Source organism: Hymenobacter radiodurans (assembly GCF_004355185.1).
Lineage (GTDB): Bacteria > Bacteroidota > Bacteroidia > Cytophagales > Hymenobacteraceae > Hymenobacter > Hymenobacter radiodurans.
On the sequence record NZ_CP037922.1, the window covers coordinates 390630 to 412250 of the forward strand.

The window sequence follows — 21621 nt, forward strand, 5'->3', positions numbered from 1 at the left end:
TCAGAGCTTATTCATAAATTAATATGAAAGTGTCTTTGAAATCTGAAGAAAAGTATTCTACTTTGTATTGCCCACTACTAGGTTAGGCACTTAACCCGGTTTTTGCTCTCCCTGCTATGATTGAGTTGCGCGATATCCGTAAAAGCTACGAAGTAGGTCCCAACCGACTGACCGTCCTCAAAGGCATTGATCTGCACATTCGGGAAGGCGAGCTGGTGAGTATTATGGGCTCGTCGGGGTCGGGGAAAAGCACGTTGCTCAACATTCTGGGCATTCTCGACGACTACGACAGTGGGGAATATCGGCTGGCGGGCAACCGCATCGACCGCAACCTCTCGCAGACGCGGGCGGCGCAGTATCGCAATCAGTTTTTGGGGTTCGTGTTTCAGTCGTTTAACCTGCTGAGCTTCAAAAATGCCATGGAAAACGTGGCCCTACCGCTCTACTATCAGAAAATAGGGCGCAAGGAGCGTAACCGCATGGCTCTCGAATACCTCGACCGCGTGGGCCTGCTCGACCGCGCCGACCACTTGCCCAGCGAACTGTCTGGGGGGCAAAAACAGCGCGTGGCTATTGCTCGCGCCCTTATCAGCCAACCCAAACTCATTCTAGCCGACGAACCCACGGGCGCCCTCGATACCCACACCACCCAGGAGGTGATGGACATTTTTAAGCAGGTGAATCGCGAGGGCATGACGGTCATCATTGTAACCCACGAAAACGACATTGCCGCCCAAACCAGCCGCGTAATCCGGGTGCGCGACGGGCTGGTGATAGATGATGAACAAGGCACGGATGAGGAGATGCTGGCAGCTCAGCGCTTCATCAGCTAGCATACAAACCCCGCGACTAGAGCGAGTTCGTTAAACCAAGCAACTCTAGCCACTCACATCCTACCCTACAGAACAAACGCGCTAACCTTTCTGAGCTATGAAAAAGAACTTACTGATTTGGGTAATGCTACTGCTGGCTGGCACCACCCAGGCGCAGGTTACGACCAACGTTGCGAAGAACGTAGCTGGCACTGTAGACAAGCAGGCGTTGTCCAAGCAGATAACTCAGCTAATGCGCAACCCGAAGAAGCCGCATCAGGACTTGCGGTTTGCGCTCAGTGGCTGCCACGCCCAGCAGATAATTCGTGATAACAAAGCCGATGTGGAGATGTCGCAGCCGGTGTCGGTGAGCTACAGCAAGGGTGACTCGGGCTGGGGCGTGAAGCTTAAGGACGGCGTGTTTGAAATGAAGCTCGACTTTGAATGGGCCAACGTAACAGGCCTGAGCTACGAGCGGGAAACGGATGACGACGATCAGAGCTACTACGAGCTGAAAATCAAAAGTCAGAAAAAAGGCGGCGATAGTATCACCTTCGACCTGCCCCTATACACTACTAACGAAACGGTAGTTAAGAACGTGATGCAGCGTTTAGAAAAAGTGCGTCAGGGCTGCAAGTAGGGCTAAAAAAGCCCCCCAGCAAACTATACGTCGGCTCATCAGGCGCCTCAGCAATTTAACGTCATACTATTTCATAAAGCAGCCTCAAAAGCCGTGTTTGACATCGACAAATGGCAGGAAATTCTGGGCACGATGCGCCGCAACAAGCTGCGCACCTTCCTGACTGCGTTTGGGGTGTTTTGGGGCATTTTTATGTTGGTGCTGTTGCTGGGTGCGGGCAAAGGAATGGAGAACGGTATCTTCAAGGAGTTTGGCTCCGGCGCCCGCAACAGCCTGTATATCAGCGGTGGCAAAACGTCCATTCCGTACAATGGTCTGAAGCCCGGGCGCGAGATCAAGCTCACCAACGTTGACCAGGATGCTATTCGCCGCCAGATAGATGGCGTGGAGCTGCTGGCCACCCGCAACCGGCTTTTTGGCGAGTACACCATTATGCGGGGCACCAAAAACGGCTCGTACCAAGTGTTTGGAGCCAGCGCCGACTTCTTTGACCTGAACGGTGAAGTGCTCCATTCGGGCCGCTTGCTGAACCCGATGGACGTGATTGAGCGGCGCAAAGTGATGATTCTGGGCGAGAAGGTGCGCAAGGTGCTTTTTGGTGATGAGTCGGCTTTGGGCCAGTACGTGCAGGTAAAAGGCGTTTTCTTCAAAATTGTGGGCACGTTTACCAACACTCAAAACCAAGGCCGCAACGAGGAACGGGCATACACGCCATTCAGCACCTTCCAAACGACATTCAATCAATACAATCAGGTGCAGCTTATGGGCCTGACGACGCACGCGGGTATTCCGGTAAAACAGGTCGAAGATCAGGTGCGCGTGCTGCTGGCTACCCGCCACAAGTTTGACCCTACCGATAAGGAAGCGCTTAACCTAGAGAACAACGAAGAGGAAGTACAGCGTTTTCAGGGGTTATTCACTGGTATTAAGCTGTTTGTGTCCATTATTGGCGTGCTTACGCTGGTAGCGGGCGTGGTTGGCGTGAGCAACATTATGCTCATTATTGTGCAGGAGCGCACCCGCGAAATTGGGGTGCGCAAGGCCTTGGGTGCTACGCCCTGGAGCATTATCAGCATGATTCTGCAAGAGTCGGTGGTCATTACGGGCTTATCGGGCTACTTGGGGCTGCTGGCCGGCGTGGCCGTGCTGGATGCGGTGCGCTACGCGCTGGACCAAGCCGGCGGCACTACCTCCTACTTCGACCGGCCGGAGGTCGATGTGACGGTGGCCATCGGTGCTATTCTGCTGCTTGTAATTGCCGGGGCCATAGCCGGTTTGGTACCCGCTATGAAAGCAGCTAATGTGAAACCTATTGAAGCTTTAAGAGCCGAATAAGATAATGGCAGAACATTCAACTCCCCTCCTCAGCTGAGGAGGGGATGTATCAGCGAAGCTGAGACGGGGGTGGTTGACCGACGTTGCTGATGTTGTTTGGTAAGGCGTTACAAAAAAGCCCCCCAAGCACATCGTTCAACTAAACAACGATCCAATCACCCCAGCCGTGCCTTTGGCCCGGCGTCCCCTCCTCAGCTGAGGAGGGGAGTTTCGTTCTGATTTACTCTTTGCTCACTATAACCAAATCCCCAAGGCCCCATGTTCGACCTAGATAAATGGAGCGAAATCTGGAGTACCATACGGCGGCACAAGCTGCGTACGGGGCTCACGGCGTTCGGTGTGTTCTGGGGAATCTTTATGCTGGTAGTGCTGCTGGGCGCGGGCAAGGGCTTCCGCAACGGAGTAGAGCAGGAGTTCGACGTAGCCAAAAACGCCGTCTTTGTTTGGACCCAGCGCACCAGTGTGCCCTACATGGGTCTCAAGGCAGGCCGATTTATTCAGCTCACCAACGACGACGTGCGGGCTATTGAGCGCCAGGTGCCCGAAGCCGCGTTCATTTTGCCGCGCTGTGAGCTGCACGGCACCTTTACGGTGCAAGTGCCACCAAAAAGTGGAGCCTTCGCGGTGAAAGGCGAGTACCCAGGCTACCCCGCTATTCAGGCTCTGGATTTGCAGCGAGGCCGCTTTGTAAACGAAACGGACATCAGGGAGCGGCGCAAAGTGGCCATCATCGGCGACCGGGTGGTGGATGTGCTCTTTATGGGAGCCAACCCGATGGGTAAGTATATCAACATCAAGGGGATCTACTTTCGCGTGGTGGGCGTGTTTAAGGGCAGTGGCCGGCCCGAAGAAGCTCAGGAGAATGCGCAGACCATCTTTGTGCCGCTTACCACGCTGCAGCTTGCTTTTAACCAAGTAAATAAGGTAGACTACTTCGCTTTTATCCCAAAGCCCGGCATTCCGGCGGCCATCGTGGAAACGAAGGTGAAAGAGGTACTGCGGCGCCAACACAAAGTAGCGCCCACCGACGACCGCGCCTTCGGGTCAGCCAATGTGGAGGAGGAATATGCCCGCGTGCAGGGCCTGTTCACGGGCATATCAGGTTTTAGCTGGCTGGTGAGTATCGGGACTATTTTGGCCGGTATTATCGGCGTAAGCAACATCATGCTAATTGTGGTGAAGGAGCGCACCAAGGAAATCGGGATTCGGAAAGCGCTGGGCGCCACGCCCTGGAGTATTGTGAGTTTGATTGTGCAGGAAAGCATCGTGCTGACAGCCGCTGCCGGAATGGTGGGACTGCTGGCCGGTACCGCGCTGATGGCTGGTATCAACAAAATGATTGCGGGTGAGCAGATGAGCTTTTTTGCCAATCCGCAGGTAGATGTCGGCGTCGCGCTGACGGCTATTGCGCTGCTGGTTTCGGCTGGTGCCCTGGCCGGATTGGTGCCCGCCAGTATTGCCGCCCGCGTGCAGCCGGTGGTGGCTTTAAAGGATGAGTAAGGCAGAAATTGCCCCCTAGAATAACTAATTCAAACTTTTACCCATGAAACGCTTCTTCCTCGCTCTCGTCGTGTTACTGCTGTTGACTGGTTTCGGCTGGCTGGGCTACTACTTCTATCGCCAAGCCAACGTGGACCCCATCGTGTACAAAACGGAGCAACCGTTCGTCGCTGATATCGTGAAGAAAACGGTGGCCACGGGCAGTATAGTGCCGCGCCGGGAAGTGCTGATTAAGCCGCAGGTGTCGGGGATTGTGGAGGAGCTGTATGTGGAGGCAGGGCAGCCCGTGAAAGAAGGCCAGCTCATTGCCCGTATCCGTACGGTGGCCAACGCCGCCAGCGTCAACAGCGCCCAAACCGGTATCCAGGCCGCGCGTATTGCGTTGGAAACCAGCAAAACGGAGCTGGATCGGCAGCAAAAACTTTATGACCAAAAAGTAATTGCCCAGCAGGAATACCTACGCTTCCTCAATGATTATCGGGCGAAGAAACAGGCTTTGGACGCGGCCGAAAGTAACCTCCAAATTGCTCAGCGCGGCGCCTCCCGCAACACCGGCGGCTCCTTGAACCTGGTTCGTTCGACCATCACCGGCTTGCTGCTAGATGTGCCCATTAAAGTGGGTGCATCGGTGGTAGAGCGTAATAACTTCAACGAAGGCACCACCATCGCCTCCGTGGCCGACATGAAAAGCCTCGTGTTTGAGGGCAAAATTGACGAGAGCGAAGTAGGCAAAGTACGCGAAGGCATGGACCTGAACCTGACTATCGGTGCGCTGGAGAACCAAGCGTTTCCGGCCACGCTCGAATACATTGCGCCGAAAGGTGTGTTGGAAGAAGGCGCCATCAAGTTTCAAGTGCGCGCTCGTCTTAACCTCAAGCCGGGACAGTTTCTGCGGGCTAATTATTCGGCCAACGGCGATATTGTGCTAGGCCGTCGCGACGACGTACTGGCTATTCGCGAAAGCCTGTTGCAGTTTGGCAAAGTGAACAAGGATAGCGTGTTTGTGGAGATCGAAAATGCCCCCCAGCAGTTCCAGAAGCGCATGATTAAGACGGGCTTATCGGATGGTATCAACGTCGAAATTGTGTCGGGCCTGAGCAAGGAGGACAAGGTGAAAGTGCTGGGCCCACCGGCTGAGGACGAGAAGAAAAAGTCGTAGGGCACGCTCAAGGGTAGGCGAGTTGGTAGGGGCTAAGCTTGGGGGGCAAAACTCTTATCGGGGCGGCACCGTTTGTGCAGCACCACTTACTTCCCCCTCGCCGTGCGCCGTCAATCCTACACCCTCCATTTCAATCCGAAGCTCAGCTACAACGCCGACAAAAAGCACGTGCGCGACGGCCTCTCCACGGTGCTGCGCACGGGCGATAACCTCTGGTTAAGCTGCGACGAGCGCACCACCATCGAGCGCCTGCGTCTTGTTGGCCCCCACGAGTTTGGCGAGCATTGCTCGTATGAGCTTACGGACCTACTTGACCTGCCTTCCGATGAGGACGAAGAGATTGATATTGAAGGCATGGGCGAGGCCGATAACTACCTCTGGCTGATCGGCTCACATAGCCTGAAGCGCAAAAAGCCCGACCACAAAGACACGGATACGGCCAAGCAAATCGCCCGGCTGGCCAAGATCGAAGAAGAGCCGAACCGGTACTTGCTGGCACGTATTCCGCTGGTGCTAAATGCCAAAACCGGCAACTACGAGCTGCACAAAGAAGCGCCGCACCCAAGCGACCCGTCCAAAATGCTGACAGTATCGCAGCTGCACAGCAACAGCGACAGCGACGCCAACGAGTTGTTCGACTTTCTGTCGGAAGACCCGCATCTGAAGCCATTCATTAAGATTCCGGGTAAGGACAACGGCTTTGATATTGAAGGCTTGGCTGCTGCTCCCGATGGGCGGCTGTTTGTGGGCCTGCGCGGGCCAGTGCTCCGGGGCTGGGCGATAGTGCTAGAGCTGCTACCGAAGGAAGACAAAAAAGGGCGCTTGCGCCTCGATAAAATCGATGGTGCCGAGCAAGTCTATTACAAAAAGCACTTTTTGGCCTTGGGCGGAATGGGGCTGCGCGAGTTGCGCCAAGTTGGCCCGGATATTCTGATGCTGGCCGGCCCTACGATGGATCTCGACGGCACCATTGCCGTGTACCGCTGGCCCAATGCATTGGTGCATCCCCAGGACAGTCTCATCGGCCCTGATAAGGTGGAGCGCCTTTTCGATGTACCGCACGGCCACGGGCCTACCTCGGGTCAGGATAAGGCTGAGGGTATGGCCGTGCTCGACGATAAGCACGTACTTATCGTGTTTGACAGCCCTACCGAAGCGCGCAAAAAAGCCCCCCACCAAGTCGTGGCCGACTCTTTTTTGCTGCCTAGCCCCGGTAGCTCACCCCAGCCGCAAGGGTAGGGGCACCGTACTTTTCTTTCACTCAATACCTGATAAGCACTCAGCCCGCCTCGTTTATGGCTTCTAATTCGCCTTTGGTTCGCACGCCCGAAACCACGCATCGCATTCACTTTCAAGATTGCGATATGCTGGGCCACCTCAACAATGCCCGCTACCTCGACTATTTCCTTAATGCCCGCGAGGAACACACCACCCAGCACTACGCCCTGAACCTGGGCGAATTGGCTCGCGAGTCGCAGGCCGGGTGGGTGATTACCAAGCATCATATTGCCTATCTGCGTCCCGCCAACCACGGCGAAGTAGTGCTTATTCGCACCCAGCTTATTCATTTCGATAACTCCAACTTGGTGGTTGAAATGCAGATGTTGAGCGAGGATGGGGCTCGCTTGAAAGCATTGCTTTGGTCGGAAATGGCCTTTGTCAATGTGCGAACCGCCACCCGCACCGATCACGCCGACGCCCTAATGGACATGCTCGATGCCCTGGACATTGAAGATGTGGAATACGACCCCGACGGCTTCGATGAGCGCGTGCGCTACGTGCGCAAGCAGCTCAAGCGCGAGCGGGGCGAAAAGGAAAGCGCTGAATAACCTGTTGAGCTTTTTCTTCGTTAAACCTAAACCGGAGCCGCTCTGCGCGGCCCGGTTTTTTGTTTGCGTATTGTGTACTCTAAAGATCTAGAAACCATGTCATTATTTGGAAGTGATAAACTAAAAGGAAAGAAAATAGCCATCGTCGCCACCGACGGTTTCGAGCAATCGGAGCTGGAGGAGCCGAAGAAATATCTGGAGAATGAGGGAGCCGAAACCCACGTTATTTCGCTGAAAAGCGGCTCTATCAAGGGATGGGACAAAGACGATTGGGGCGACAAGGTGAGCGTAGACAAGCTCATCGGCGAGGCCCGCGTAGAAGACTACGATGCACTAGTACTGCCTGGGGGACAAATTAACCCCGACAAGCTGCGCGTTGAGCAAAAAGTAGTCGATTTCGTGACCGAGTTCATGCATTCGGGCAAGGTAGTAGCCGCCATCTGCCACGGCCCCTGGACCCTCATTGAAACGGGCCTCGTACGCGGTAAGAAAATGACCAGCTACCCCAGCATCAAAACCGACCTCAAAAACGCCGGCGCTCTATGGGAAGACAGCGAAGTAGTGGTTGATAAAGGCCTCATCACCAGCCGAAACCCTAGCGATATTCCGGCTTTCAACAAAAAGATTGTCGAGGAGATATTAGAAGGCGTACACGCCACGCGCTAACCACTTAGAATTGGTTGATAAGTAAAAAGCCCCCCAGAGTGTTTCTGGGGGCTTTTTTGTGGGCTGTTCCGGCTATCCGAGAAGCGCCAGCAGCTGCGACGCAAATTGGTGGTAGATGAAATAGAAACACACATCAAAACCCAGCAAAAAAGCCCCCTGCACCCACAACGAGCGCCCAAAGCCAACTAGTCGCTCGGGGCGGCGGTCGGTGGAAAGGGCGCGGGCTCGAAGCCAGCTGCCGGTAGCTACATATGCCACATCGAGGCCGGCATTGAAGAGCAGAATCTTTTCGAAGTTGAACTGAGCCGTGAGGCTATCGGCCAGCGTCATGCCAGCAACTTGGTTGGGATGGGCATTAAGTATCCCGTATACCGCTAGCGCCACATTCACCATATTCCAGCCTACGTTCATCTGATGGAAGTAGTGCCACTCAGTGCGCTTATCGGTGTGCATTACGAAGTAGCCGCTCACCACCAAGTTTAGCAGGGCCCAGGCTCCTAACACACCCATGCCACGCTCGGCCAGCATTTCTCGGCTACGGTTGAGCAGGGGCAGGGCGTCGGCAGGATCGGGGAGGGCGAGGAGCAGGGTAGCAAACAGCATAGCGAACGACAAGGAAAACGACACAAAAAAAGGAAGCCACAACGGGCTTCCTTTTTGGAAAGAGTGATTGGGGCAGATTAGTTAGAAATGCCGATGCCGAGATACACCTGGAACACGCCATTCTTTACATTGTCGTAGGCATCGGCACCAGCGTCTTGCGGGTCGTTGTAGATGTCGGCCAAGCCCAGATCGTAGCGGGCACCAAGGCGGGCCGGACCAACGCGAGCTTCCACGCCACCTACCACGCCGTACTCCAGGCTGTTGAGGCCAACATCTGAAATGCTGCGCTCACGACCAGCGTACTTGGCGTTTACAAGCAATGAAACCTGCGGACCAACGTGGAGGCTGACGTTATCGACGATATTGTAAACGAGTAGCACAGGCACTTGCAGGTAGTCGAGGCGAGTTTCCTCTTTGCTACCGGCTGGCCGGCCAGTTACTAAGTCAAACGCCTGGGCATCAAATCCTTTGCGCGAAAACAAGAACTCTGGTTGAATTGAGAATTTTTCGTTCAAAGCAAACTGGGCATATATGCCGGCGTGGTACGACTTGAGGCTTTCCAGATCTTGGTAAGCGTCTTTGTCCTGACCGCGCAAATCGGCCAGGTTGAAGCCTGCTTTTATGCCGAAACCATTGTTGCGCGAGTCGCTGCTGCCAACGCCATAGTCGGTAGAAGAGCGCACGCCAATCGGGCCATCCTGGGCGGAGGCAGAAAAAGCGGCAGCACAAAAAGTGAAGAGGAGGAGTAATTTTTTCATAAAACAGAACAAGTGAATCGAAGGGGTAAAAAGCGCTAGTTGGGTTGTAGACAGAACAGGTTAGAAGGCGTTAGCTTGGTTTTACACTTGCAGATTACGCGCTGGCGCAGCGGAGGTTGAAAAAATTTGTTGCCAAAGCAGGTAGCATCAATAGTTTGGGCGTGTATATTTGACTCTTTCCGGCCGCCGCCAGTTGGCTTTGGGGTATTAGCTCAGTTGGTTCAGAGCACTACCTCGACAAGGTAGGGGTCACTGGTTCGAGCCCAGTATGCCCCACTTAAAGCCGAGCCCCGCTACGTGTAGCGGGGCTTTTTTTGTGCTCAAGTGCTAACAAAGGTTACGGAATTGCATTGCTAAGTGGCAGGCTAGGCCGTCATGCCGAGCGGAGCATCTTGCGTGCTGATGCGATGGTAATAATCTTGCTACCGCGACCGTCATGCGGCGCGGCGCGCAGCATGACGGTCGAGTTTCATACTAATAACCTATTGCATGCTTTCAATTGCCTGGGCGCCGCTTTATGCCCACCCGCTGCCCGCTGGCCACCGTTTTCCCATGCTGAAGTACGAGCTGCTGCCTGAGCAACTTCTGCGCGAGGGCACAATCACGGAAGCCAACATATTCGCCCCCCAGCCGCCTGTCGCAGTCGAAATTCTGCGCACCCATACTGCTGATTATTATCGGCGTCTGCGGCTTGGGCAGCTTACGCGTCAGGAAGAGCGGGCCACGGGTTTTCCGTGGTCGGAGCAATTGATGGAGCGGGAAGTCACGATTTTGGGCGGCACAATTGAGTGCGCACGCCGCGCTTTGCAACACGGCGTAGCCGCGAACATAGCGGGCGGCACGCACCACGCCTTTGCCGACCGGGGAGAGGGTTTCTGCTTGCTCAATGACCAAGCCGCCGCCGCTAACTACTTGTTAGCTTACGAACTTGCTATTCAGAAAATCCTGATCGTGGACCTTGATGTGCACCAGGGCAACGGTACAGCGGCTATTTTCCAGCACGAGCCGCGGGTATTCACTTTCAGCATGCACGGGGCCCGCAACTACCCGCACCGTAAAGAGCAATCGGACTTTGACCTGCCCCTGGCCGACCAAACCGATGATGCTACGTACCTGAAACTGCTGGCCGATACGCTGCCGCGCTTACTGGATGAGGTGCAGCCCGACTTTGTGTTTTATCTAGCTGGCGTTGATGTGCTGGCTACCGATAAGCTCGGCCATCTGGGCCTCACCCGCGAAGGCTGCCGTCAGCGCGACCAATTTGTGCTCAATCTCTGCCACCGCCACCAACTACCGGTAGTGGTGTGCATGGGTGGCGGCTACTCCGAGCGCATCGCCGACATTGTAGAGGCCCACGCCAATACCTTTCGGCTAATGCAGGAAGTGTATTTCTAAATAACTACTTGCCACCGAAAGGCCCAGCGCCAATTCAGCTCGTAGCTCTCGATGTTGGCCTGCTGCAGAATGCGCTGCCAGTCGGCTTTGGTAAAGGCTCGCGCCACCGACAATGGCGCATCATTCCGCACTAGGTAGGAACCTCGAAACAACCGAGTCAGCCACTTGATGCTGTGGTAGGCTACCGGGTGCCGGTGCAGATCATTAATAATCACCGCTAAACCAGCTTGTTGGTGTAGTTGGCTGAGCAGACTAACCAATTCAGGATCGGTGAAATGATGACAGAACAAGCTGCAAGTAATCACGTCAAAATGCTGGGCGCGAAATTCCGGCGCGAAAATGTCCTGTTGCAGGAAGCTTATTTCCGGGTAAGCCTGACTTTTTTCGGTGGCGTAATCCAGCATAAACGGGTTAGCATCAATGCCAACCAGCTCCACGGGTATATGGTGGCGCTTGGCCCAGCGAGCGATGTAGCGCAGGGTGTCGCCGCCGCCGCTGCCCAGGTCGGCGAGGCGCAGCGGCCGATTGGGGGGCATTTTAGCGCGCAGCCGGGCCAGCGCATCCGTCACGACTCCGTAGCCACCCAAGCGGGTATTAATGATTTCCAACTCATCCAGATTTTGCCGCAACGCCTCAGAGGCCAGAGTCAGGTCGTCCATGAGTTCGGGCTCGGTGGCCCGCTGGCGGAGGTTCATGCGACTGGGGGCTTTTTTGATGAATGGATGCGGGTGAAGCAAACAGAAAGCTTTCCTCGAAATTAATTGTCGCCAAAAGCCACTTTCAACAGCATAGCCTCCAGCGTCAGGCCCGGCCCGAAGGCGAAGCTTAGCACCGGCGCTTCCTTATCCGCTGCCGTCAGCGACTGAAGCAACTCGTGCAGCACAAACAGCACCGTCGCCGACGACATATTGCCGTAGTCACGCAGCACCTGGTAAGCAAAGCGATTGTCGTGCGTTGTCAGCCCCAATTCCTGCTCGATGGTTTCCAGAATTTTGCGTCCGCCGGGATGAATAGCGAAGTGCTGAATGTCAGTTAGTTGAATCGGCAGGTTTTCGAGCAATCCATCCGTCAGCTCCCGAATGCCTTTCTGAATGAGGCGCGGCACGTACGAAGAAAGCGTCATCTCGAAGCCAAAGTCGTTGATGTGCCAGGCCATATCAGCGTGCCCGTTAGGCTCGATGCCACAATGAAAGGCCGCTAACTCCAAGCTAGCACCCGCCGCTGGCACGGCCCGCACCAGTGCCGCCGCCGATCCATCCCCAAACAAGGCGTTAGACACCAAGTGGTCTTCCTCTCGGTTTTTCTGAAAATGAATGGTACAGAGCTCCGTGCTTACGATGAGCACATTGGCGCCCGCATCGGCTTTGCAAAAAGCGTCGGCTAGTTTCAACGCGTTGAAGGCCGCGTAGCAACCCATAAAATTGACGCAGGTGCGCTGCACATTGGGCCGTAAGCCCAGCTTCTGGACCAACTCCAAATCTAGACCCGGGGCGTACATGCCCGTGCAACTCACGGTAATCAAGTGCGTGATGCTAGCCAGCGTCACTTCGGGTACCTGCTGCAGACAGTCCTGCGCCGCTCGCACCGACAAGGGCAGCGCGCATTCCCGATACACCGCCATGCGCTGCCCTACCGACGGAAACGGCTCTAAATCAGGAGTGTTGGGAAAGAATTCGAAATCGCCGTTGGAGCGGCTATAATCAGCTAAAACCGAGTATCGCTGGCCAATGCCCGTGACGCGGTACAGCGCGCGCAGCTTGCGTGCCTCGTTGTCGTCGAGTTGCAGGGCCTCGGCCATAAAGGTGGCAATTTGGGGCTGCGGAATAACATGGGTAGGGTTGGCTGTGCCGATGGCACACAGGTAGCTGCTCATTAAGCGAAGTATACGCAAATTACCGCCCCGGTGCCGGTGCAAGTTTTTGCCAGATTGAATGCTCTATTAAAGAGCTTGGGTATGCTTACGTAGGAGACGGAGAATCAGGTTTTTCAAGGTTGGCTCTACTTGATTTACGGTGGAAATATTCACCTCAAAATACCTCTCCGTGCGTTTGCCGCATGAGGGCGCGCACGGCTCGTGGCCAGTAGCGCAAGCCAACCACTGCCGCTTCGCTCAAAATAGGCCTGCCGAAAAGGCCCTGCACGGCCCGCCCCACCCGCAAACGCCCCCCAAAGTGCGCTTGCCACTCCCGTCGATACGTTGCTTCTAGCGCTGGCCTGGTAAGCTGCCCCGTCAGAAACGCATGAACGTGTGCACTGGCTATTTGGGCGCCGTGAATGGCCATGGCCATGCCGTTGCCGCAAAGTGGCGTAATCAGGCCCGCCGCGTCGCCGCACAGTAGAATATGGTTTTCCACGCAGTTTTTGGGGGCAAAGGATATTTCATTGATAACCTCCGGCTGCGGATACAGAAACTCCGCATCCCGTAAAATGCCCCCCAACTGCGGATTACGGGCCAGCACGTGCTCTTCCATTGCCGGAATAGTGCCGTGAGTCTTCAAGTTCTGACGCGTAGTGAGGTAGCAGAAGCAGTATTTATCGTCTTCAATAGCCGAGATGCCCGCGTAGCCATCGGCGAAGTTGTGCAAGGCAATCAGGTTGCGCGGAAAGTCGAGGCGTAAGTGGTATTTCACGCCCAGATAAGGCGAGCGTTGGGTGAAAAACGGCCGCTGTAACTGGCGGTCAAGGTTGGCTCGCTTGCCGTACGCGCCCAGCACAATGCGGGCCTGTAAAACCCGGCCATCGGCCAGGGTTACGTGGTGCTGGTCAGCCTCGAAGGTGACATCCGTTACGGTAGCGCCCTGATGAAACTCCACACCGCGCGCCTCGGCCTGCTGATACAGGAAATAATCCAGCGTGTAGCGGCTCACGCCAAACCCGCCCAGATCGAGCGGAACGGTAAGCGTGCGGCCCGCTGGCGAGCTGAGCAAAAACTGCGTGATGGTGGCTGGCTTTAGTATCGCTGGGTCTACGCCAAGCCGCCGCAGATAAGGCAGCACTTCATTAGATACATACTCGCCGCACACCTTGTGAAATGGGTAGCGCTTGCGCTCCACCACCGCCACGTGGTGCCCCGACCAACTAAGTCCAAAGCGGCCGTAAGCCCCCCCAACCCTCCACCGATAATGAGAACATCCAAATTTTTTTTGACTATAAAATGGTGAAAAACAGGGCCGAGACCTTTATTTATAGAAGATAAGTTATATTTTATGTATCTTGTTAAAATTGATGAGCTACCTTTGCAAACCAAATTGAGCGTCTACCGTTAAGAAAATTAACCGCCGCGCCAATCGCCTAACGGTCTGATATGATGAAAACTCTACGCTTATTATTGTGTTTTTGCGCCTTGGTGCTTGGGCCGCTGGGTACCAGCGCGCCGACTGCCAATGCGCAGCCCGCCAGTCCTACTACTGCTAGTCGCCCGACTGCTGATGAAAAAAACGTGTTGGTGTACCCCAACCCCAGCACCGGCATTGTTCATATTGATATCAACGGCTTTAATGGTCGTAAAACTGAGCTGCGTATTCTGAACGTCATCGGCTCCGTAATTTACCGCGAATCATTGACCGAATTGAATGGTCGCTTCACCAAAACGCTTGATCTGAGCAAGTTCGCCAGCGGTCTTTACTATGTAAAGCTCGAATCTGACAATGCCAGTGAAATGCGAAAGCTAGTCATTCGATGACCCAATAAATTTGTCGCTCATAAAAAAAGCAGCCTCGTCATATCAGAGGCTGCTTTTTTTATGAGCGACAAACAAAAAAACGGTCCTTATAAGGAAATAAGGACCGTTTTTACAACTTTGCAATCAAGCGTTGCCTAGCGATTTGGAATCCGAATCGGCTGGGGCTTGAGCATAGCCTTAAGGTTATCCAGAGTGTTGAGGGCGATGAGGGCAGTAGCTATCATCAACCCTACAAAAAGAAGGAAAGACATACGAGTGGGAGTTTAGGGCGAGAGAGGAATAAAACCGGGGTCGACACGCCAACGCAACAGGACCGGTTAGTAAATGTACTCTCTTGAACCACAGAACTGAGCATCAGGTTTCAGCATAATTATGTGCTTTTTGATCTTTTCCATTATCGAAGTCACTGGTAGTTGCTACCTAACCACTTGTTGCTTTGGCTACGCTTTGAGCAATTGCTCTACCACATAACTTGCGTCACGGCCGACACCGCCCATCAGGGCTGAGCCTCGGCTGTTGAGCCACGGCAAGCCGAGGAAGGCCAGGCCCGGTGTGGCGGTGAGGCCACGGTAATGTTTGGGGTAACCATCAGCATCAAAAATGGGGGCTTCAATCCAGCTAAAATCAGGTCCGTAGCCCGTGGCCCATACCACTGCTTCCAGCGCAGGCGTATTGGCGTGGCGACCGCGCAAAATGCCCCCCGGCTCTACGCCCAGCGCCCGCCCGATGAACAGAGCATTGGAAAAAGTGCGCAGTCGGGCCAGGTCGCCACTTACAACGGGTTCGGGCTGCTGTATCATCTGTCCGCCCACCAAGGAGTGCCGCGATGCCCGGAGCAATCTGGTAGCGGTGAGCATCGCCCACATCAGCATGTTGTTGGGCATAGCCGGGGTGCGTTCGTCGAAGGCAGCGTACACGGGGCGGCCGGTTGTGGCCAAATCAGCTGCAATCTGGAGGGCTGAGTTGCCACTGCCTACTATTGCCACTGGCCCGGTGCCGGCTATCTGCTGCGGGCGTTGGTAGTCGCTACTGTGGAGCTGAGCAACATTAGAAGCAAGCTGGGGGGCAAATTCGGGCCGGCGTGGGGCATTATAAGCTCCCGTGCATATCACTACCCGCTGCGCCTGATAACGCCCACCGGCCACAGTACTGATCGCGTAGCCGTTTGCGTTTGGCGTTACTTTGCTGACGCGCTGGGAAAGATGAATGGGGAAATGAAAGTGTTCCGCGTAGCTGGCCAGGTAAGCAGCCGCTTCGTCTTTGGTTGGGTAGCGAAATTTGCCCCCCGGCCACTCCAAGCCGGGCAAGCTGCTGGCCCAGGCTGGTGAGAACAAGCGCAATGCCTCAAAGCGAGAAGCCCAGACGTCACCCACGGCGGCTCGCTCATCCACAATCACGAACGATACGCCCCAGCGCTGTAGATAATATGCCGCCGCTAGTCCGGCTTGGCCTGCCCCGATAATAAGCGTGTCAACCGAAAAAACGTCAGGAGCAGCCATGGGGAAGTGTTGCGGAGAGTTGAAAAGCGTACCAAATGTATTTATTGTAGCGGGTCACAAATCGAAATGCCTTAAAGTGGAACTTACGCCTGCGCTTAATTTCTATGGGCAAGCCGTTACGTCCTCTAAAAAGCCCCCCAAAGCAATTCGAGATAGCACTTATATATAGTTCACACCTTCACACGTTTAGACCTACAACACCGGCAGCAATATGTTGGCTTCACAGGTTGCACCTTTGCTAGTGAATTAGCGTCCGTTTCTTGTTCTGGCCTACCCTCCCTATTTCCTATGAAGCACACTTTCTTTCGATGGCTGAGCATGAGCCTGCTCAGCATTTTTGCCCTTTCCTGCTCCGACGATTCCGTTGCACCTGCCGAAGTCCGCGACAATCCCCTGGCGATGGGCAATCCCAGCGGCGCGGTTACGGATCCCGCTTCCTACACCAATTACCTGCTGGAAAAGCCTCAGTATGCCCTTTCATATCACCGCGACAGGGGCACCCCCAACTGGGTAAGCTGGCACTTGAGTAAAGCATGGCTTGGGGAAGCCTCGCGTCAGGATAATTTTTTGGTCGACAACACGCTGCCCACCGGCTGGTTTCGGGCTACCAGCGCCAGCTACACTGGCTCAGGTTTCGACCGCGGCCACAACTGCCCCTCCGCCGACCGCACCGGTTCCGTAGCCGATAATTCAGCTACCTTCTTGATGACCAATATTATACCGCAGGCGCCTACCAACAACCAGCGCACGTGGGCCGACCTTGAAAACTACTGTCGTACCCTCGCAGATTCGGGCAATGAGCTATACATCATTTGTGGAAGCTACGGCAGGGGCGGCACTGGCTCCGATGGCGCAGCAAATACTATAGCGGAGGGTAAAATAACGGTCCCCAACCGCATATGGAAGGTAATTGTAGTGCTTCCGGCTGGCGGCAACGATGTGAGCCGCGTCACGGCTGACACGCGCGTTATTGCTGTCAATACTCCTAATACCAACAACCTGAACTCAGAATGGGGCGCGTATCGCACCTCCGTGGATGCCATTGAAAAAGCAACGGGCTACGACCTGCTGTCGGCTGTATCAACCTCAGTGCAAAGCGCAATAGAAACCCGGGTGGATGATGGTCCGGTAAACTAAAGCACTGCCTCTAGTAGCTACCAAGAGAAGTATACAATGCTGACTGTAGGAGTAAAGACGGAGCAAATAAATATTAAAATAATTATAAATAAATTAAGGCATTACTTTTGTATTCATTATTTCGAGTGAATATGGAAGGGAATAGAAAGTCGCGCTGCAACGCGGCTTTCTGCTTTTTATAGCCTTGCTATAATGCGCATATAGCGGGAAATTCAATAACTAATAGAATTGCTCAATCCAGCTGTAATCTAAATCCGGTTGGTAGGAGCATTTTGATTACCTGCACTCGCTCTTCCTGCGGCACTATAGAGTGTGTTATCCTTGTAGCAGTTATGCGCTTATCCTAACTACCAAGTCCCTGGGTTAGTAATGGGGGGCTTTTTCAGGCCTTTGGCAGCAGTTCGGCTGGCTATTCTTCACCATCAGGAGGTAAGCCTACTTCTCCGTCTTTTACTACAGGCTGGCTGTTCATGTAAGACCGAAAGGCCGACGCCACATCGCTGGCAATGGCATTGGCCTGAGCCGTTACACGCCGGTCGTTGCGCGTACGTGCATTGGCACGGTCCTGACCAAGTTGCTTTACGTACTCCTCCAGAAGCACCATAACGGTGGGCTCTTTTTCCTCCGGTACCACCCGAAAAGTGCCTACACTATAGCTATAGCCCTGCTCAGTTGCCCGAAACTGGAAGTTGAAGTGCAATACGCGCTCCTGATCAGGTCCCGAGGCTTTGGCCGCCGCCATCTTAATTTTACTCGTCCCAGTCAAGCTGATTTCCTTCGTTTCCGGATTGACCTGTATATCGGTTTTAGGCTTGTACGGAAATTTTTCCTGGGTCCACGATAGCGCGTGATTATAGAGAGTAACAGCGCTGCCATCTTCCACATGCACCTTCTCGCTGTACTCAATGGAAGTGGATGGGGCGGTGCTCTGAGCTTGAGTTGGTGAGGCAAACAGACTTAAGCTACCTGCCAGCAAAGCCACAATCATTTTTTTCATACGTAAAGAATAAAGCGAGGAAAGGCTCAGCAATCAGAGCGCAAATATAGGTCCTAACCTATTGTACATTGCTGAGAGTAGTAGCAATATGTAATGATGCATGTTCCGCGTTTTACACTGCGCAATTGGATGAATAACAGTTCAGGTCAGGGGTAAAAGCTCCGCATCTGACGCTTGATACTATATAAGTACTACAGCAGAACAGCTCCCCAATTTAATAAATTGTATTATAATAATAATGTGCCTGTTGCCGCTTTTCAATGTTTTATTGACGCACAGGAATAAAGAGCTACCTATAGCAGGCGCGTGGTACGGTTGAAAGTAAATGATGCGTTGATGTAAAAATTTATTTTTCAGGTAGTTGGCCGCTGTTGCAAACAAATTTGGCATATGTTTTACTAAGCATATAAATTAAGGTTGGTAACACTGCGGTGACATGAAATTAATTTATCTTCTCTTGGAGGTATGGAAAGTATTAGTACTTTTGCGTCGTGCTCCACTCTAAGACTAACATATAATGAAGCGCAGAACGCCCCATAGCGCCGTTCTGCGAGAAGACCGGAAGGTCTTTTCCCTCGTTGGTTTTTCTGTTTTTCCTATTTTTCCCCTGTTCACCGCTCCGGTTTCCGAAGCGGTTTTTTTATGTCCGGCTGAGTCGGCCTCCAGCAGGAATGTTTTGTGTTCAACCCTGCACTCATAGACACTTCAATCTTCAGGTCAACATGCAAGACAACCTCGCCTCTCAAGCCGCTGCCTTCGCTGCCACCTGCAACGTAACCCTACGCACGGAACCTAAGCGCATGGCCATCATCGAAGTATGGGATGCCATGTTCCGGGGTGTCCGTAAGTATGTGGAGGCGGAAGGGGGCATGGTCATGCACAATATGCCCCATATCGTGGGTGTAACCGATGCTTGCGAAAGCACCGACACGCTGTCGGCCTTCAACTTTCATAAAGAGCACGACGTGAAGCTACACTCCGGTGCTGGTGTCGGCATGGCCCGCGTGGCCCGGTTCATCATCGGCCAAAAAGACATACGCGACTGCGTTCCATTCCAGATCGACAGCGAAAACGTAATCTAGCTAGCTGACCAACAAAGCGCCCGGTGATGAACCGGGCGCTTTGCTTTTAGGGTTATTTTAGTTGAGGCTTCGATAAGAGCCAATAGTTTAAAGTAAAATAAATCATGCAGTTAGGCGCAGTTACACTTCAAAATCCTATCTGCCTGGCCGCGGCCTCTTGGCATCTGGACGGGCCGGGCTATGAGCGACTGGGGGCCATTTTTACCCGCACCGTGACCATGGAGCCCAAACCGGGGCTGTATGAGCAGGGCATCTGGCAAGTAGCCGATCAGACTCTGCTCAACGCCACCAATATGCGCACCGAAAACGCGGAGATTCTGGTGCACGAGCATCTGCCGAATCTGTTGCGCTACGGCGTGCCGGTGCTGGTAAGCATTACGGCGCCGGGTATTCCGGGCTTCCGCAAAATCGCCCGCTTCCTCAAGCGCGAGGCTGGGGGGCAAATTGCGGGCGTCGAGGTCTATATCACCTGCACCGATACCGCTAAAGGCGCCGAGATTACGCCCAAATTTGCGCGCGACGCTACCGAGGCGGTGCGCAATGAGCTGGGGCCCGAGGCCATTATCGTAGTGAAGCTGCCCCCGTGGCCCGACTTTATTCGCGGTCTGGCGCTGGGCGCGCAGGAAGGTGGCGCATCGGCCATAGCCGCGTGCAATACGCTTAAAGGCCTTCACTTACCCGATGACGCTACCACTGAGCCGCTTATCGGAGGGTTATCAGGCGAGGCGTTGCGGCCAGTGGCTTTGCGCTGCGTGTACGAATTGGCCCACGATGAGCGGATCACGCTGCCGATTTTTGGTACGGGGGGCATTTTTACCAGCAACCACGTTACCGATTACTTGCGCGTAGGTGCTAATGCTGTGCAAATTGCCAGCGGCGAGTGGCTGGACCCGGGCCTGACCGCCCGCCTGGCCGAAGAATGCGCAAACGACTCTCAAAGCGACGAGCAGGATATGTCCCGCTCCAATCTGGTCAGTCGCTGATAGTAAGCAAGCAACCTTTCCACCCACTGTAACAACCTAATAATAGGCCTCATGAACAAACTCACCACCCGCGTTCAGCAAGCCAATTCCTTACTCTGCGTCGGCCTCGACCCCACGGGTGACGACGCCTTCGTGGCCGCGCGCCTGCGCGAAGTCATCGCGCAGACCGCTGAGTTTGCTGCGGCCTTCAAACCGAATCTGGCTTTCTTTCTCTCCCGCGAAAACGGCGTAGCTCTCCTGCGCGAAACCGTGGCGCTGATTCCTAAGGATATTCCCGTCATCCTCGATGGCAAGTTTGGCGATATCGCCAACACTGCCGAGCACTACGCCCAATTCGCCTACGACCGCATTGGCGCCGACGCCGTGACGGTGAACCCCTACATGGGCGACGACGCCATTGTGCCCTTCGCTCGCCCCGATAAAATGGTGTTTGTGTTGGCTAAAACTTCCAACAAACCCACGCACTCCCTACAAGATGTTGCCCTAACGCGTGGTGGCTACGTGAGCGACTTGGCCGCTCGCGTATCATGCGAGCTAGACGAGCATCACCATAATATTGGCCTAGTAGTCGGCGCCACTGATGCCGCAGCCGTTGCCCGCGTGCGCGAAAGCTGCCCGACGCAGTGGTTCCTAGTGCCAGGCATCGGTGCCCAGGGCGGCGACTTAGCTGCCACGCTCCACGCCGGCTTGCGCGCCGATGGGCTTGGACTACTCATCAACACCTCCCGCGCCATCTGGCAAGCTGCCGATGCTGGTGCCGCCGCCCGTGAATTAATGCAACAAATAAATGACCTCCGTCCCGTTACCGCTCATGCCTGATTCTGCTGCTGAAATGACTTCTGAAACTCGTTTTGACGCCCCGCTTCTTGAGCAGCAACTGATGCAGGAAGATGCCTTGCTCAGGGGGCATTTCCGCCTTTCCTCGGGCTTGCACTCCGATACCTACGTGCAGTGTGCCCGCTTTCTGCGCCGCCCCGAGCTGGCTGCTCCGGCTATGGCCGAGCTAGCTCAGCGCATCCGCGAAGCCGGTTTGCAGCCCGATGTAGTCGTTGGTCCGGCTATGGGCGGCGTGGTGGTGAGCTACGAGCTGGGCCGGCAGTTGGGCGTGCCCGCCATCTTTACGGAGCGCGACGATACCGGCCAAATGACCTTGCGCCGCGGCTTCACCTTGCAGCCCGGCGAGCGAATTATTATCGCCGAGGATGTGGTGACTACGGGCAAGAGTACCAAAGAAGTAGCGCGGATTTTGGAAGGGCTGGGGGGCAAAATTTTGGGTGTCGCGAGTTTAATTGACCGCACGGGTGGCAAAGCAGAGCTTTCTTTTCCGACCTTTGCACTGCTGCCGGTCACGGCGGCTACCCACGCACCCGATGATTGCCCGCTGTGTCGGGCAGGTATTCCGGTAGTAAAACCTGGCAGTCGGCCGGAGAAAGCGTTTTCTTAAACCTACCTGCTGGCTTCGGCCCGCAGGCAAGGCATTTTCGGCGTCCCGATTGTCGGGGCGCTTTTCCGCGGCCGGTGGTCGGCCGTGGGAAGTCGAAAAA

Annotated in this window: 22 protein-coding genes and 1 tRNA gene; 16 read left to right on the plus strand and 7 right to left on the minus strand. The window is 54.6% G+C overall.

From position 1 onward, the window contains the following. Positions 1-116: 116 nt before the first annotated feature. From EPD59_RS02760 to EPD59_RS02795, 8 genes are all read left to right on the plus strand, one after another. Positions 117-833, plus strand: a complete 717-nt coding sequence (locus EPD59_RS02760) for an ABC transporter ATP-binding protein (RefSeq protein ID WP_133271455.1) — start codon at positions 117-119, stop codon at positions 831-833. Positions 834-930: 97 nt separating this feature from the next. Continuing rightward, positions 931-1452: a hypothetical protein gene (locus EPD59_RS02765; protein WP_133271456.1), complete on the plus strand. Its 522-nt coding sequence runs from the start codon at positions 931-933 to the stop codon at positions 1450-1452. A gap of 93 nt (positions 1453-1545) precedes the next feature. Continuing rightward, a complete protein-coding gene (locus EPD59_RS02770) occupies positions 1546-2787 on the plus strand; it encodes an ABC transporter permease (RefSeq protein WP_133271457.1) in 1242 nt (413 codons plus the stop codon). Positions 2788-3045: 258 nt separating this feature from the next. Continuing rightward, on the plus strand, positions 3046-4287 hold the full coding sequence (locus tag EPD59_RS02775) for an ABC transporter permease (RefSeq protein ID WP_133271458.1): 1242 nt from the start codon (positions 3046-3048) through the stop codon (positions 4285-4287). A gap of 43 nt (positions 4288-4330) precedes the next feature. Continuing rightward, positions 4331-5446: an efflux RND transporter periplasmic adaptor subunit gene (locus tag EPD59_RS02780; protein ID WP_133271459.1), complete on the plus strand. Its 1116-nt coding sequence runs from the start codon at positions 4331-4333 to the stop codon at positions 5444-5446. A gap of 102 nt (positions 5447-5548) precedes the next feature. After that, positions 5549-6685, plus strand: coding sequence for a DUF3616 domain-containing protein (locus tag EPD59_RS02785; RefSeq protein ID WP_133271460.1), 1137 nt, complete (start codon positions 5549-5551; stop codon positions 6683-6685). A gap of 56 nt (positions 6686-6741) precedes the next feature. Further along, the gene (locus EPD59_RS02790) at positions 6742-7275 is read left to right on the plus strand and encodes an acyl-CoA thioesterase (RefSeq protein WP_133271461.1); all 534 of its coding nucleotides are present in this window, start codon (positions 6742-6744) and stop codon (positions 7273-7275) included. A 96-nt stretch (positions 7276-7371) separates the two neighbouring features. Beyond that, positions 7372-7941: a type 1 glutamine amidotransferase domain-containing protein gene (locus EPD59_RS02795; protein WP_133274576.1), complete on the plus strand. Its 570-nt coding sequence runs from the start codon at positions 7372-7374 to the stop codon at positions 7939-7941. 72 nt (positions 7942-8013) lie between these two features. Here the strand turns inward: EPD59_RS02795 and EPD59_RS02800 are convergent, their stop codons facing one another. Both EPD59_RS02800 and EPD59_RS02805 read right to left on the minus strand, forming a co-directional pair. Continuing rightward, positions 8014-8568, minus strand: coding sequence for a DUF6992 family protein (locus EPD59_RS02800; RefSeq protein ID WP_133271462.1), 555 nt, complete (start codon positions 8566-8568; stop codon positions 8014-8016). A gap of 53 nt (positions 8569-8621) precedes the next feature. Beyond that, positions 8622-9302 (minus strand): porin family protein, encoded by a 681-nt coding sequence (locus tag EPD59_RS02805; protein ID WP_133271463.1) that lies wholly within the window; start codon positions 9300-9302, stop codon positions 8622-8624. Between the two features lie 201 nt (positions 9303-9503). Between EPD59_RS02805 and EPD59_RS02810 the strand changes: the two genes are divergently transcribed. Both EPD59_RS02810 and EPD59_RS02815 read left to right on the plus strand, forming a co-directional pair. Further along, positions 9504-9578 (plus strand) — tRNA-Val (locus tag EPD59_RS02810). Between the two features lie 213 nt (positions 9579-9791). Next, positions 9792-10697 (plus strand): histone deacetylase family protein, encoded by a 906-nt coding sequence (locus EPD59_RS02815; RefSeq protein ID WP_133271464.1) that lies wholly within the window; start codon positions 9792-9794, stop codon positions 10695-10697. Here EPD59_RS02815 and EPD59_RS02820 read toward each other — a convergent pair. The 3 genes from EPD59_RS02820 to EPD59_RS02830 all read right to left on the minus strand — a co-directional run bounded on the left by EPD59_RS02820 (position 10694) and on the right by EPD59_RS02830 (position 13759). Continuing rightward, positions 10694-11392, minus strand: a complete 699-nt coding sequence (locus tag EPD59_RS02820; RefSeq protein WP_240731590.1) for a methyltransferase domain-containing protein — start codon at positions 11390-11392, stop codon at positions 10694-10696. The genes EPD59_RS02815 and EPD59_RS02820 overlap by 4 nt on opposite strands. Positions 11393-11454: 62 nt before the next feature. Then, positions 11455-12570, minus strand: coding sequence for a type III polyketide synthase (locus EPD59_RS02825; RefSeq protein WP_133271465.1), 1116 nt, complete (start codon positions 12568-12570; stop codon positions 11455-11457). Between the two features lie 154 nt (positions 12571-12724). Continuing rightward, positions 12725-13759: an NAD(P)/FAD-dependent oxidoreductase gene (locus tag EPD59_RS02830; RefSeq protein WP_240731591.1), complete on the minus strand. Its 1035-nt coding sequence runs from the start codon at positions 13757-13759 to the stop codon at positions 12725-12727. 242 nt (positions 13760-14001) lie between these two features. Between EPD59_RS02830 and EPD59_RS02835 the strand changes: the two genes are divergently transcribed. After that, positions 14002-14379, plus strand: coding sequence for a T9SS type A sorting domain-containing protein (locus EPD59_RS02835; protein WP_133271466.1), 378 nt, complete (start codon positions 14002-14004; stop codon positions 14377-14379). A 440-nt stretch (positions 14380-14819) separates the two neighbouring features. Here EPD59_RS02835 and EPD59_RS02840 read toward each other — a convergent pair whose 3' ends face one another. Next, complete coding sequence (locus EPD59_RS02840; protein WP_133271467.1) at positions 14820-15878, minus strand: flavin-containing monooxygenase; 1059 nt, start codon at positions 15876-15878, stop codon at positions 14820-14822. A 288-nt stretch (positions 15879-16166) separates the two neighbouring features. On the opposite strand from EPD59_RS02840, the gene EPD59_RS02845 reads away from it, so the two are divergent. After that, positions 16167-17015 carry a DNA/RNA non-specific endonuclease gene (locus tag EPD59_RS02845; protein WP_133271468.1) on the plus strand — a complete coding sequence of 283 codons (849 nt, stop codon included), beginning with the start codon at positions 16167-16169 and terminating at the stop codon, positions 17013-17015. A gap of 409 nt (positions 17016-17424) precedes the next feature. On the opposite strand, the gene EPD59_RS02850 is transcribed toward EPD59_RS02845, so the two are convergent. After that, positions 17425-18012, minus strand: a complete 588-nt coding sequence (locus EPD59_RS02850) for a DUF4468 domain-containing protein (RefSeq protein ID WP_133271469.1) — start codon at positions 18010-18012, stop codon at positions 17425-17427. Positions 18013-18734: 722 nt separating this feature from the next. Here EPD59_RS02850 and EPD59_RS02855 point away from each other — a divergent pair. From EPD59_RS02855 to pyrE, 4 genes are all read left to right on the plus strand, one after another. Further along, positions 18735-19094 (plus strand): hypothetical protein, encoded by a 360-nt coding sequence (locus EPD59_RS02855; protein ID WP_133271470.1) that lies wholly within the window; start codon positions 18735-18737, stop codon positions 19092-19094. 104 nt (positions 19095-19198) lie between these two features. Next, positions 19199-20077 carry a dihydroorotate dehydrogenase gene (locus EPD59_RS02860; RefSeq protein ID WP_133271471.1) on the plus strand — a complete coding sequence of 293 codons (879 nt, stop codon included), beginning with the start codon at positions 19199-19201 and terminating at the stop codon, positions 20075-20077. Positions 20078-20128: 51 nt separating this feature from the next. Beyond that, positions 20129-20896 (plus strand): orotidine-5'-phosphate decarboxylase, encoded by a 768-nt coding sequence (gene pyrF / locus EPD59_RS02865; RefSeq protein WP_133271472.1) that lies wholly within the window; start codon positions 20129-20131, stop codon positions 20894-20896. A gap of 13 nt (positions 20897-20909) precedes the next feature. Further along, positions 20910-21521, plus strand: a complete 612-nt coding sequence (pyrE, locus tag EPD59_RS02870; protein ID WP_133271473.1) for an orotate phosphoribosyltransferase — start codon at positions 20910-20912, stop codon at positions 21519-21521. The last annotated feature ends 100 nt before the right edge of the window (positions 21522-21621 follow it).

Coding starts and splice junctions, on each gene's coding strand:
- EPD59_RS02760 (WP_133271455.1), top strand. CDS start 117: ATGATTGAGTTGCGCGATATCCGTAAAAGCTACGAAGTAGGTCCCAAC.
- EPD59_RS02765 (WP_133271456.1), top strand. CDS start 931: ATGAAAAAGAACTTACTGATTTGGGTAATGCTACTGCTGGCTGGCACC.
- EPD59_RS02775 (WP_133271458.1), top strand. CDS start 3,046: ATGTTCGACCTAGATAAATGGAGCGAAATCTGGAGTACCATACGGCGG.
- EPD59_RS02780 (WP_133271459.1), top strand. CDS start 4,331: ATGAAACGCTTCTTCCTCGCTCTCGTCGTGTTACTGCTGTTGACTGGT.
- EPD59_RS02790 (WP_133271461.1), top strand. CDS start 6,742: ATGGCTTCTAATTCGCCTTTGGTTCGCACGCCCGAAACCACGCATCGC.
- EPD59_RS02795 (WP_133274576.1), top strand. CDS start 7,372: ATGTCATTATTTGGAAGTGATAAACTAAAAGGAAAGAAAATAGCCATC.
- EPD59_RS02805 (WP_133271463.1), bottom strand. CDS start 9,302: ATGAAAAAATTACTCCTCCTCTTCACTTTTTGTGCTGCCGCTTTTTCT.
- EPD59_RS02815 (WP_133271464.1), top strand. CDS start 9,792: ATGCTTTCAATTGCCTGGGCGCCGCTTTATGCCCACCCGCTGCCCGCT.
- EPD59_RS02820 (WP_240731590.1), bottom strand. CDS start 11,392: ATGAACCTCCGCCAGCGGGCCACCGAGCCCGAACTCATGGACGACCTG.
- EPD59_RS02825 (WP_133271465.1), bottom strand. CDS start 12,570: ATGAGCAGCTACCTGTGTGCCATCGGCACAGCCAACCCTACCCATGTT.
- EPD59_RS02835 (WP_133271466.1), top strand. CDS start 14,002: ATGATGAAAACTCTACGCTTATTATTGTGTTTTTGCGCCTTGGTGCTT.
- EPD59_RS02840 (WP_133271467.1), bottom strand. CDS start 15,878: ATGGCTGCTCCTGACGTTTTTTCGGTTGACACGCTTATTATCGGGGCA.
- EPD59_RS02845 (WP_133271468.1), top strand. CDS start 16,167: ATGAAGCACACTTTCTTTCGATGGCTGAGCATGAGCCTGCTCAGCATT.
- EPD59_RS02850 (WP_133271469.1), bottom strand. CDS start 18,012: ATGAAAAAAATGATTGTGGCTTTGCTGGCAGGTAGCTTAAGTCTGTTT.
- EPD59_RS02855 (WP_133271470.1), top strand. CDS start 18,735: ATGCAAGACAACCTCGCCTCTCAAGCCGCTGCCTTCGCTGCCACCTGC.
- EPD59_RS02860 (WP_133271471.1), top strand. CDS start 19,199: ATGCAGTTAGGCGCAGTTACACTTCAAAATCCTATCTGCCTGGCCGCG.
- pyrF (WP_133271472.1), top strand. CDS start 20,129: ATGAACAAACTCACCACCCGCGTTCAGCAAGCCAATTCCTTACTCTGC.
- pyrE (WP_133271473.1), top strand. CDS start 20,910: ATGACTTCTGAAACTCGTTTTGACGCCCCGCTTCTTGAGCAGCAACTG.